This window comes from Chishuiella sp. (assembly GCF_032109125.1).
Taxonomy (GTDB): Bacteria; Bacteroidota; Bacteroidia; order Flavobacteriales; family Weeksellaceae; genus Empedobacter.
In genome coordinates, this window is the sequence record NZ_DAMCLZ010000008.1 from 12,175 (window position 1) to 25,757 (window position 13,583).

The window sequence follows — 13,583 nt, forward strand, 5'->3', positions numbered from 1 at the left end:
GTCTTTTTATTTTTCTATATTAAAAAATAGGCAACTTTTCTAATAGTATTGTCATTGGTTGCAAATTTAGTTTCTCTACCAAAGGTTTTTAATATTAATTTTTTAGAATCTTTTAATAATGGAGTAATTACTCTATTGGGTTTTCTTAGCAGGCTGACAGGTATTTCTGTCGAACACTTAATGTTATTTTTGACGTTTTTAAATAAGTTATAATTTCAACTTTAAAAAAAGTTTTAAAAGGCTGTTACAACAAAAAAAGGAGAAAATTTCAATCTTTCCCTTAACCTGCCATTACGCCAATACGATGTTAGCTGTAGTTTTTATTTAATGTATTTGTTTATTTCAAATTTATAAAGTTCGGATTGACTTTCTAAGAATATTTTAAAAGCATCGTTAGATATTAAATTCCCGTTTTGATCAAAGGAAATATTATTTATTTGATTATTATCTTTTAATAGTTTTGTGACACTTGGACCTAATCCAATCCTAGTTAAATTAATTAATTGCTCATCAATAGTTCCATAAACAGTTAAAAAATATGCTTCTTTAGTTATGAGTTCAAAATCATAAAGGAAGGTTATTAGTTTTTTCAATTTAAAACTTACAAAGTCTTCTTCTAATTTAATTTTCACTAGTGCAATATTTGCCAATTGTTGTCTGCTTTTACCTTTTAGATTTATATAAACTTCTTGCAAGTATTCATTATTTTTGTATTTGGGAGAGGGATTTACAACTTCTCCAAATGAACTTCCAATAAACAAATGACTATCACTTTCACTTTGAGATTTTTTATCAAAATAATTCAAAGTTGAAATAATTTTATCTCGTAAGCTTAATAATTGAACGACATCAATATAGTTTTTATAATAATTTCTAGCTTTTTCGTTTTTCAATCGTTCAATTTCGAAATCTTTGATTTGCGTTTCAATGTTTAATATGAATACTTCATATATTGTAGATATCACATTGTTTTTATCAGATATATTTTCGAAGTTCTCTATTATTGCTGGAATAATAACGTCAATATTCCAATAAAAATCATCGATATTATTTTCAATAAAACTACGCTTAATCGTGCTTGCTAATGAGGTGTCATTTACATTTATTAAAAATTTTGTAAGACTAACTAATTTATTATCCTTTTCTTTTTGTTTTACTAGTTCCTCTTTTGAAATTTTTAGTTCTTCTACATTATAATTATTCATTAATGGATTTTTGTTTTCATCAAAAAAGGAATGTTCTCTTAATAATGGGAGCTTATTTACCATCTCACTTCTTTTGTCTGTAAGTTCAATTGAATCAATAAAATGTATTGTAGAAATAAGTTTTGACAATGAACTCTGAAACACATAATTCAATCGATTAACTCTTCCTATTAAATTATTTAGGTCTTTGACATTTAGGCCATAAGTTGAAGTGATAAATAATGTGTCTATAGGAAAATTTATTCCTTCTAAAATTACAGAGTTAGCTATTACAAAGTTTAAATTTTGCATGCCTTTATACTGATATTCTAAATACTCTTTAAGAATTGTAGGTTGTTTTCCATGTAAATAAATAATCCCTTTTTTTACCAATTCTACAAGATCAATATCTTCTGATATTTCGCTAGCAATTGTTTTAGATATATAATTTAAACTTTCATCATTTATATTTTGTAAACTTAAAGCTAGTTTTTTTGCAAATGACTCTACATTTTTAGGACGATAATTATATATAAAATTCTTTGGTTGAGAATTATTAAGTATATATTTTATAAAGTCAACATTTGTATTCATGAGGTATAACTCATCTGAAAACCTATTGTATGAATATAGTTTCTTCTTTTTATCTAAATAAAAAACTTCATATGCTTTCAAGTTATGTTTTATACTACTCTCATATATTTCTCCATCAGATGTGAATTTAGCTTTTAAATTTTTAGTATCATTTACAAGTGGAGATAAATATAATAACCTTTGATCGGGATTATTTTTATGATTGATCATTATAAGTCTCGAAAGCAAATGATTCCTTGGGTTGTTTTTAAGAATATTGTGTGCTTCATCGATAAATAATATATCAAACTTTATATTGAATTTATTAATTAATCTTGTGGCTCTTTCTTGTGTTAATACTCCAATAAATCTTTCTTCACCGTTGAACATTTCATCATGTAAAATGAGTTTATAGTTTAAATCTAAATTTCTGATATCAGAATACGTTTGAGTAATAAGAGATTTAGTAGGCACTATAATTGCAATCTTTTCGAAATCATTTTTTTGGATAACTTCTCGAATTATCGAGCTTTTCCCATACGAAGTTGGTGCAATATAAGCCAAATCTTCTTTAGCAATTTTATCTAAGATTTCTTTAGACCTATTATGTTGCTCTACGGTTTCAATATAACTTGAATTGTTGTATAAGGCTCTTATCTCTTGATTGATTATCGACTCATGTAAATATTCTTCTTCTACTAAATTATTATTCACAATGAATTCAGAAATTGGGTAAAAGCCAATTTGCAATGAAATGTCATAAAGAGGTCTATAGTCTGAATGAATTAAACTATATTTCAATATTATGTAATAAGCAATATTAAAATAACCTTTTAGTCTTTTATCATTGTTATAATATCTAAAGAAAATTAAGGATGCTGTAAGTATATATTGAGATTCCTCAAACGTTAGTTGATTATTAAAACCAAGTTTTTTAAAACAAGAAATAAATTCTGCATTGTTTTTTAATGTTCTTAGTTGGCGTTTTTCTAAACTAGTTATTTTACTCATCTAAATAATCTATAAAATTTTGAATTGTGTTTTTGTTTAAACATAATACATTTAAATGTTTACAGCTATATGTACTCGTTAGATTTTGAATCTTGATTAATAAATCATTTTTATCTATTGAAGTATATCTGTTGCCTAGAAATATTGTTGAGCTTGGTATCAGGTTATGAGATTCAATTTTTTCAAATTTATTGTTTACATAATCTTTAGAAAGTTTTTTCAATGTTTTAGAAATTGTATCATTAAAATTTACGGCTCTAAGAGTTGAATGATGATATGCATTTTTCCATGGATCATTAGTTGTATTAGATCCTTCAATTTTCTTTTTTAAATCATTGTAAGCCTCACTAATATTAGAATTATGTGTAGCATTAAGAGTTGATTCTAAAGAAGATTTACTTTCATAAATATAAAACTCATCGTTAATTCCATATAAGCCATCAAAACCTTTTTTCATCCCCTTTTCTTCTAAATTGCTAAAAAGAAAATGTTGTTTAAATTTATTAGCACGTAAGTATAAGTGGCAAATAAATTCAGATATAATACCATTTATTTGTAATGGTGTTTTTTTTTCTAAAAGTTTTTTTAGTTCTGTCTTCGTAATTTTAATATCATTTTCACTTTCTACGATTTCGTTATCCCCATTCCAAATTTGATGAATGTTACTTTCAATAAAATTCTTCAGTCTTGGAGAATAGGAATTAATACTAATAAAGTGAAGCGTGATTCTTTCAGAAAGTTTGATTTTGTATCTTCCAAACATTTGTAGTATAGTCGGTTAAAATTTCAGTTAACGGGCTGCATATTGGCGATAGTGACGAATTAGAAAGCGATAACTTTCAATTTAGCACTCACCTAAGCAACAGTTTTTTATTATTTTCTAAATTTATGAAAAAGGTATTGAAAATCATGAGCACCTAAAAAATATAATATTTCAGTTAATAAATATAAAATGCTGTTGTGACAAAAAGAACTAGAAACTTTTAATTTCTCCTTTTAAACCGCCATTTCGCCAATATGATGTTGTGTGCAGTTATAATTTTAATTGGTTTTTAATCTCATTTATTTCATTTAATAGAATTTCTGGAATACCATGATTACACTTGCAATCTTCGCAAAAATATGGATTTAATGCTTCTTCATCAAGGTTCTTCAAAGCTGGCATTATTTTATATTCAAATTGATGTTTTGTAAAATTAAACAATAAATCTTTATCGTCAATATTACTTTTATTTAATTTTTGTAAAAGAATATTACAAACCTTGATAATACTCAACAGCTCTGTTACACAAGTAGTTTCCAAAAGAGTTTCTGGAGTTTGATGAAAATCACATATTATTGTTCTGAAGAATTTATGTATACCGTCACTGCCTTTATATTCTTTATGCTCTGTATCGTCGTAATTATAATCACTATTGAAACCTTTAAAAGTATAGCTTTTAATGTTATCTTCTAATGTACTATAAAGTCTATGCAACTGTTCACTAATATTTCTTTTACTATCTTTAGCTTCTTGTCTATCAATTTGTTTTTGTACTATTTCATTAGCTTTTACTTGAGCCTTTAGTGCTAAATAAACTAATATTGCACCAATAATATTTGATATTGGTGCAGTTATCCCACCAATTGTATCGCCAATTACGCCTGTAGATTCATTAAATGTTCCGAAACAGCTTTCTTTAGATAAAAAATATGGAGCTAATATTAATAGTATTCCACCAAATAAAAGTACCCATGTTGCAATCTTTATTTCTTTATTCATTTATTTCCCATGGTTTTTAATAATTACACACAACATTGTTTTTTACTTATAATTTAGTTTTCTGTAAAGATAATTTAAGAAAAGTTTTATCCCTTACGGAAAACCATAATTGTGAAATAAAATAAAAGTGTATTTTTATAAGTTTTTTGAGGAAAAATAAAACTTTCAACAACCTCAAAAAAACAACTGATTGTTCTATTGGGTTTTCTTAGCGGAGAGTGAGGGATTATTCTATATTCCCAAGAAAAGGGAAGTGATTCTAAGAAAACCCAATAGATTGCTCTATTGGGTTTTCTTAGCGGAGAGTGAGGGATTCGAACCCCCGGAGGTGTGACCCTCAACAGTTTTCAAGACTGCCGCATTCGACCACTCTGCCAACTCTCCTTAAACACCGTTTATTGCGGTATTGCGAGTGCAAATATAAAAGGTTTTTTTTATCTACCAAACCATTACACTAAGTTTTTTAGATAAAAAAACTTAGTATACTCAATTTCAAATAAATATTTTTAAAAAAAAATATAATGATAATAAAAAAAGGCTTTATTACATCTTAAAAAATGTAATAAAGCCTTTATATAAAAGTTTTTTAATACCTTTTATTATTTAACAAGTGTCATTTCATCGATAATGTTTGTCGCACCTGCAAATTTATCTACAACCCATAAAACATAACGAATATCTACACTGATTGTACGTTGTAATTTATCATCAAAAATTACATCTCCAGCCATTGCTTCTATATTTCCATCGAATGCAATACCAATTAATTCTCCTTTTCCGTTCATAACAGGAGAACCTGAATTACCTCCAGTAATATCATTATTCGATAAGAAATTTACATGTAAATAACCATCTTTATCAGCATACTGTCCATAATCCTTGATTTTAGCTAATTCTAATAATCTTTCTGGGTTTTCGAATTCTTCATCTCCAGGAATATTTTTAGCAACTGTTCCTTCTAATGTTGTAAAATAATTAGAAGCTACATCTGGTTGACGTTTTGGATTTGTACTTTTTGGTAAAGATTTTACTGATCCGTATGTTAAACGTAACGTTGAATTTGCATCAGGATATAAGATATTTCCAATTTTAGATTCACGTAATCCTTTTACTAATAAACGGAAATTTTTAGCATATACATCACTTAATAATTTTTGTTCTTCTGTTTGTTTAGAAGCTCTCTCTACTAATGCATTTGATAAAATATAAAGAGGATCTTTCTTTAAAACCTCAACATCAGGAGAAATTAAAAAGTTTTCAACTTGTTTTTGATCTGCAAAGAAACTTCTTGATACAGATTCATTCACAAAATTTGTAAAATTATTGTTATTGGCATTTGCTAATTGAGCTACATAAGGAGCTAAACCAGCTTCTTTTGCTTTTGTTGCATATAAATTTAACTGCGCAGATAATAAATCTTTTTCTAATGGTAAATACATTTTTTCGTAATACGCATTAATTAGATTTTGAATTCTTGGGCGCATTTCATCTCTTTTAGCATCATTTGCTGCAGCATAATTTTCTAAGGCTTTACCAATAGAATATGGTGCAATTGCTAACGTAGAATAACGTAATAAGATATTGATATAATTATTATGACGAGCATCTAAATTTGTTTTCGCATAATAATCATTTAAATTCTTTACAACATCTCCATATTCAGGTTGATTCTTCTTTTTATTTGCCCATTTATTGAATTTTTCTTCTTCTTGTGTCTTCTTAGCAACAGTACCGTGAAGTTTTAAAGCTTCAATCATTCCGTCACGATTTTTCCAATAGTTAGCAACACCAGCATACTTAGAAGCATAATCAATATTTACTTTTTGATCTTTCTCCATGTATTTTTTCATCTGATCCATTGTAACTTTAGAAGCTTCTACCCAAGCAGGATATGCATAATCAACATTTTGTGCAACACCTTGTGCAGGCATCCATCTATTTGTACGACCTGGATAACCTAAAATCATTGCAAAATCATTTAATTCATACCCTTTTAAAGATACTGGTAAATGATGTTTTGGTTGTAATGGAACGTTTTCTGTAGAATATGGTGCAGGATTTCCATTTTTATCCGCATATACACGGAACATAGAAAAATCTCCTGTATGACGAGGCCATTCCCAGTTATCCGTATCTCCTCCAAATTTTCCGATAGCACTTGGTGGTGTACCAACTAAACGTACATCTTCAAAATCTTGGTAAACGAAATAGTAATATTCATTTCCTTGAAAAAATGGACGAACAGAAACTACATATTTTCCATTTTCGCTATTTTCTTTTTCTATTTTTGCTGTCTCTTGGTTAATCGCTTTCTCACGATCTTCTTCAGACATTTTATCATTTACAACACCTAAAATACGTTTAGAAACATCGTCCATACGAACAAAAAAACGAACTTTTAAACTTTTAGGTTTTAATTCATCTGATTTATCCTTTGCCCAAAAACCATCTTTTAGATAATCGTGCTCTGGAGCAGATAATTCTGCAATTGAACCATAACCACAGTGGTGATTGGTTAATACTAACCCTTGATTTGACACGATTTCGGCTGTACAACCTCCTCCAAATTGAACAATCGCATCTTTTAAAGAATTATGATTGATACTATAAATTTCTTCTGAAGTTAATTGTAAACCTTCTTTTTGCATATCGCGATGATTCAATCTTTCGATAAACATCAAGAACCACATTCCTTCGTCAGCTTTTACCTGAAAAGGAAAAAGCATAACCATTAAAAGTGTGGATAATAAAATTTTTCTCATGTTTTTATATATTCAATTATTTTTTATTTGCTAAAATAATAGTTTCCCTTTAGTTCTCCTAAACATTCTATACATTTATTGTACAAAACACACTGTATTATTTTGATATTTAATAAAATAAAAAAACATCTTAAGTAATAAACCTAAGATGTTTTTCATTAATATATATTTTAAATCATTTTACGAAGTCTTGCAACAGGAATACTTAATTGTTCTCGGTATTTTGCAATTGTGCGTCGTGCAATTGGATAACCTTTTTCTTTTAGTATTTCTGTTAATTTTTCATCTGTCAGAGGTTTTCTTTTATCCTCTTCTGCAATTACATCTTGTAAAATTCGTTTTATTTCTCTTGTAGAAACTTCTTCTCCATCTTCATTAGTTAATGATTCTGAAAACAAGTCTTTAATTAAAAAAGTTCCATAAGGAGTTGTAACATATTTTGAATTTGCTACACGAGAAACTGTAGATATATCCATTCCAATTCGGTCAGAGATATCTTTTAAAATCATTGGTTTGATTTTAGTTTCATCTCCTGTAAGAAAATAATCTTTCTGAAACTTCATAATTGCTTCCATGGTATACAATAATGTATTACGACGTTGTTGTACTGCATCTATAAACCATTTTGCAGAATCTAATTTTTGTTTCACAAATAAAACGGCTTCTTTTTGCTCGTTTGATTTCTTTTCTGTTTTTTTATAAGTATCTAGCATTTCTGCAAATGCACTAGATATTTTTAGTTCTGGTACATTACGACCATTCAATAATAATTCTAAATCTCCATCAATAATATTAATTGTAAAATCTGGTGTTATTTGTTCTACAATTTTACTATTACTAGAAAATGATTTACCTGGTTTTGGGTTTAATTTTTCAATCTCAGAAATTGCATCTCTCAATTCATTATCATCAACACCATATTTGGCAATCAATTTTGAATAATGTTTTTTAGTAAATGCATCAAAAGATTCAATAATCAATTTTTCTGCAAGTTCTACTGATTCTGTTACAGTTTTATTTTCTAACTGTATTAAAAGACATTCTTGTAGATTACGAGCTCCTACTCCAATTGGATCCATGGTTTGGATGTAATTAGTAAGCAGATTTTCTATTTCTTCTGGACTTGTATAAATATTTTGAGAGAAAGCTAAATCATCAACTAATGATTTTACATCTCTTCTCATATAGCCGTCATCATCTATATTTCCTAGTATGAATTCTGCTATTTTAAATTGTTCTGGAGTTAATCTGAATGTATTTAGTTGTGATGTTAGATATTCTATAAAGCTTTCACCTTGTGCATAAGGAATTGACCTTTCCTCATCATCACTATAGTTATTAGCATATGTTTTATAATTTGGTACATCATCATCACTCAAATAATCATCAATATTAATTTCACTTGTATCAATTACTTGATCATCACCAAAATCATCATTCTGATTATCCCATTCATCATGTTCTTCTCTATATTCATCATCAAAATCAGAAGACTGATCATCCAACGCAGGGTTTTCTTCCAACTCTTCTTTTACGCGTTGTTCAAAAGCAACTGTAGGAAGTTGTACCAACTTCATTAATTGAATTTGTTGTGGCGATAATTTTTGTTGTAATTTTAAATTTAGTTCCTGCTTTAACATATATATTGTATATCTTTTAAAAAAAATGGATTTAACTCTATACAAGTTAAAGTTAAATCCATTAAATATTTTTAATTAAAATTCTGCATTATTTGGTGTTCTTGGGAAAGGAATTACATCTCTGATGTTACCCATTCCTGTTACAAACAATACTAAACGCTCTAATCCTAATCCAAACCCTGAATGAGGAACAGATCCAAAACGTCTTGTATCTCTATACCACCATAGTTCTTCTTTGTCTATCCCAAATTTATCCATTTTAGCATCTAAAACATCTAAACGTTCTTCACGTTCAGAACCTCCGATAATTTCACCAATTCCTGGAAATAAAACATCCATTGCTCTTACTGTTTTTCCATCATCATTCATACGCATATAAAATGCTTTGATATCTGCTGGATAATCAAATAAAATTACTGGAGTTTTAAAATGTTTTTCTACCAAATAGCGTTCGTGTTCTGATTGTAAATCAGCTCCCCACTCTTCTATCGGATATTTGAATTTTCCTTTCTTATTTGGTTTAGAATTTTTAAGTATTTCTATTGCTTCTGTATAGCTTAAACGTACGAATTGATTATTTAATACATATTCTAAACGCTCTATTAATCCTAATTCAGAACGTTCTGCTTCTGGTTTTTGTTTTTGTTCTTTATCAAAACGCTCTGCTAAAAATTTTAAATCATCTTTACAATTTTCCATTGCATAAGATATAACAGACTTCATAAAATCTTCTGCTAGATCCATATTTTGATCTAAACGAATAAAAGCAACTTCTGGTTCAACCATCCAAAATTCTGCTAAATGACGAGAAGTATTTGAATTTTCAGCACGGAAAGTTGGTCCAAAAGTATATACTTTTCCTAAACCCATTGCTGCTGTTTCTCCTTCTAATTGCCCTGATACTGTAAGGTTTGTAGATTTTCCAAAAAAATCTTGTGTATAATCTATTTTACCTTCTTCATTCTTAGGTAAATTCTCCATATCTAAATTTGTGATATGGAACATTTCTCCTGCTCCTTCGGCATCAGACCCCGTAATAATAGGTGTGTTTACATATACAAATTCATTTTCATTGAAATATTTATGTATTGCAAACATTAATGAATTACGAACACGCATTATAGAACCAAAAACATTTGTTCTGAAACGTAAGTGAGCTTGTTCTCTTAAAATTTCTAAACTATGTTGTTTTGGTTGTAAAATTGTTCCTTTTAAATCATCTGAAGGAGCTGTACCTAAGATTTTAATTTCTTTAGCTACTATTTCTATATCTTGACCTGCTCCTTCACTTTCTACAACTTCTCCTTTTATACTCAAAGAAGCAGCTGTTGAAATTTGTTTTATAATTGATTCGTCAAAATTTTCGAAATTTACTACTACTTGAATATTATTAATTGTAGAACCGTCATTTAATGCGATGAAACGATTACTTCTGAACGATCTTACCCATCCATTTACAACTACTTCTTGTAGTAACAAATCCTTACCTTTTTCTAACAAGGCTTTAATTCCGTACGATTGCATATTTTTATTATTTATACTTACAAATTTAGTTAATATTTTATCTTACAAAAATTATAGGCATAATTTTTGTAAACTATTTTCGAATATACTTAAAAATCATTTATGATTATTAAATAATTATAAACGATTTAATTAAAATTTATTTTTTTGAATAGAATCGGTTTTAATGTATTTTCCTACTTTCATATAATCAATTGCGATTAAATTACCATAAGCGTTGTACTGATTAATAAAACCTGTTCCATTTTTCAATTTTCCACAATCTAATTTATTTCCTTTTCCATCATAACAATTTTCAACCATAACTAACTTGTTCTCTTTATAGATGTATGTGTTATATGGTTTTCCATTTGAATGAAAATTATAAAATTTATCTTTAACGACTCCTTTTCTAAATTTAGTTTTACTTGCAATTTTACCATTTGGATGGTACAATTTCATTTGCCCAACGATTGTATTCTTTTTATATTTTATTATTCTTTGTTTTCTTCCATCGTTGTAATAAATAATCGATTTCCCATGTTTTACAGAATCGTTAATATAATGTTCTACAATATACTCGCCATCAGTTAAATCTTTCCTTACTTTCTTTGAACATGACAATATAATAATAAGTATAGGTAATAAAGTGAACAGTTTTTTCAATTACAAAAAATTTAGATTAATTGTTAGTTTAAGATGTAGATTATCTTCAAATTTATGTTCAGAATAGGCTCCTAATCTATAATATAATCCTAAACCAAATGTTTTGAAAAGAATATTATTAACTTCGATTCCAGCCTCATGGAAATAATTGTTTAATTTATTAAAATTCATATTCCCATGATTCTCTTTATGTTTCATATCTCCCCAAACACCACGATAAATAAATTGAGGTAAAATAACTTTATTATTTCCTACTTTTATTCCTGCAAAAATATGTTTGATGTTAAATGAAACATACATATCAGAGTAAAATTCTCCAGCTTTCATTGTCTCAAAACTATTTAATCCTCCTACTCCAAAATTTAAAAACCCATTATGTTTTGCATTTCCTCTACCTTCATAAAGATTCATAATAGGAATATCTCCATCAATCCAATCAGCATTCAAATTAAAACTAGTCTTTCCTAAACGTGTTTCAAAAACATCAAAATAAGAAAAATTAATACGTAATGGACTATAATCAGAATCAAAAATATCCCAATATTTAGCTATTGTAGCATAAAAAACCGATTTACCACTATTTACTGTTACTTTACCATATGGAGTGCGAATAAATTTGTCTTTTGGTGCATAACGAAGAGATAATTGAGTATTATATAATTGAAACCAACCTCTTTTATTTTTGTAATCGTAATCAAATTCAGCTTTTTGTTTCTCATAATTCAAGGATAAATTAAATGTTAGATTCTGAAAAATATCTTGCTGATAACCGAAAGTATATGTTTTATAAGAAAAATACTCGTTATTATAAATATTACTAAACGCATTACTTACAAAACTTGTATAATTTGATTGCAATAAAATAGGTGATTTACCAGCAGGAGAAACGTCTTGTTTATATTTTGCAAAAAGTTTACCTGAGTAAGGCTTATTTACATAATATTCTCCTCCAATACCAAATTTTACTTTTTTATCTTGAAATCCATAAGCAGAATAAGCATTTAATGAATATTTATCGCTCAATTTTTCATTAGTACTAAATGCTGCTCCTAAACGAAGTCCTTCATAATCATTATAACCTGCAATATTTGTTAAATCTAAATCAACTTTACCAACTGGTAACTTGCCTCCAGAGTTAATAATCCTTAATAATTTTAATTGTCTCTCTAATTTATATTTCAGCCCTACACTGTCTATTTTATTATATGTATTTTTATCTCTAGTTGTCAATGAAGAATCACGATAACCTTCCATTATATTATCCCATTTCTTTTCTACCATATTTTCAAAAGAAATTTCATCTTCATATCCTAAGAAATCTTTTCTTTTAAGACGTGCAGGATTTTCTATATCCTTGAAAGTGGTTTCTAGATTAATCCATATTTTTTCTTGTTTATCAATAAAAGAATTATCTGTTAACTGTTCGGTAAATTTAAAATTACCTCCTTCCATTCGATATTTTTGAGAATTAGGAATCCAAGTTCCATTATTCAATTTCCAATCTGCTTCTAATTCAGCTATATAATTAGTATTTATATTTTCAGCTTCTATTTTTACCAAAGCATTTGTTTTATCATCAATCCAAAGAGTACCTTTTATTTGTCTTTGACTAGACTTTACTGTCGGAAAAAAGCTAACTACAGCTGTTTTTCTTCCGTCAAGATATACGTCTTCCTTAAAACCATAACGGTAATTTGATAAACCCTCCTTACTAACTGGGTTTATTATTGCTTTAAAAAAGAAATTAATTTTATCTTGATCAAAATCAAATACGATAGGTTGCATTGCAATATATTCATATAAAGGAGATTTTATACCAGAAATTCGAGAAGATTGAATAATATTCTTTAGTCCAAACTTTCTTGATACTTTATGATCCATTGCTCTTTCTCCTAAAAATAAATGACTATTGTCTAATAATTTTTTCCATTTATTACTTACGGAATCATTGTGATTTTTTGGATGATCTATATAAGGAATCGAATCATTATTTACTGTACTCCAAAACTTAGTATATGATTTAAAGAATACATTATTAGCTTTTCGGATAGAATTTTTTGATTGATTTTTTATCGTTTTTATGATAATATTTCTACCTACAGAATCATTTGTTGTGAATTTAACTTCATCTAAACTAATAAACGTAGGCTTCATTTTAACATCTACGACTTTTTTCCCTTCGATATTAACAATTTCAGAGAAATAACCATTTTTTACAATATTAATAATCGGTGATGATGTATTTATCTCTAATTCACCTATTTCATTTGTTTCTCCTAAAAATTCTTTTGTTTCATTAAAAATATTAGCTCCTATTACCCTAAATTCATCTTGGGTATCAAAAACACGAATTTTAACTTGAGAGTAAACAAAAAATGATAAGCAAAAATTAAACAAGAATATATAATATTTCATCCTTTTGAATTGGTTATGCAAATAAATAAAAAAAGCAGCTAAATGCTGCTTAAAAATTATTTTTTTG

Annotated in this window: 8 protein-coding genes and 1 tRNA gene; all 9 read right to left on the reverse strand. The window is 27.7% G+C overall.

Annotated elements, in window-relative coordinates:
• Positions 1-320: 320 nt before the first annotated feature.
• Positions 321-2,768: a DEAD/DEAH box helicase gene (locus RT575_RS09670; RefSeq protein ID WP_313580480.1), complete on the reverse strand. Its 2,448-nt coding sequence runs from the start codon at positions 2,766-2,768 to the stop codon at positions 321-323.
• Positions 2,761-3,531 (reverse strand): hypothetical protein, encoded by a 771-nt coding sequence (locus RT575_RS09675; RefSeq protein ID WP_313580482.1) that lies wholly within the window; start codon positions 3,529-3,531, stop codon positions 2,761-2,763. The genes RT575_RS09670 and RT575_RS09675 overlap by 8 nt, the downstream gene beginning before the upstream one ends.
• A 270-nt stretch (positions 3,532-3,801) precedes the next feature.
• Positions 3,802-4,530, reverse strand: coding sequence for a hypothetical protein (locus RT575_RS09680; RefSeq protein WP_313580484.1), 729 nt, complete (start codon positions 4,528-4,530; stop codon positions 3,802-3,804).
• Positions 4,531-4,829: 299 nt separating this feature from the next.
• Positions 4,830-4,914, reverse strand: a tRNA-Ser gene (locus tag RT575_RS09685).
• A gap of 215 nt (positions 4,915-5,129) precedes the next feature.
• Complete coding sequence (locus tag RT575_RS09690) at positions 5,130-7,292, reverse strand: S46 family peptidase (RefSeq protein ID WP_313580486.1); 2,163 nt, start codon at positions 7,290-7,292, stop codon at positions 5,130-5,132.
• Between the two features lie 170 nt (positions 7,293-7,462).
• On the reverse strand, positions 7,463-8,932 hold the full coding sequence (gene rpoN / locus RT575_RS09695) for an RNA polymerase factor sigma-54 (protein WP_313580488.1): 1,470 nt from the start codon (positions 8,930-8,932) through the stop codon (positions 7,463-7,465).
• A gap of 75 nt (positions 8,933-9,007) precedes the next feature.
• Positions 9,008-10,456, reverse strand: coding sequence for an asparagine--tRNA ligase (gene asnS / locus RT575_RS09700; RefSeq protein ID WP_313385888.1), 1,449 nt, complete (start codon positions 10,454-10,456; stop codon positions 9,008-9,010).
• A gap of 132 nt (positions 10,457-10,588) precedes the next feature.
• Positions 10,589-11,101 carry a hypothetical protein gene (locus tag RT575_RS09705; protein WP_313580489.1) on the reverse strand — a complete coding sequence of 171 codons (513 nt, stop codon included), beginning with the start codon at positions 11,099-11,101 and terminating at the stop codon, positions 10,589-10,591.
• Positions 11,102-13,516, reverse strand: coding sequence for a DUF5686 family protein (locus tag RT575_RS09710; RefSeq protein ID WP_313580491.1), 2,415 nt, complete (start codon positions 13,514-13,516; stop codon positions 11,102-11,104).
• Between the last annotated feature and the right edge of the window lie 67 nt (positions 13,517-13,583).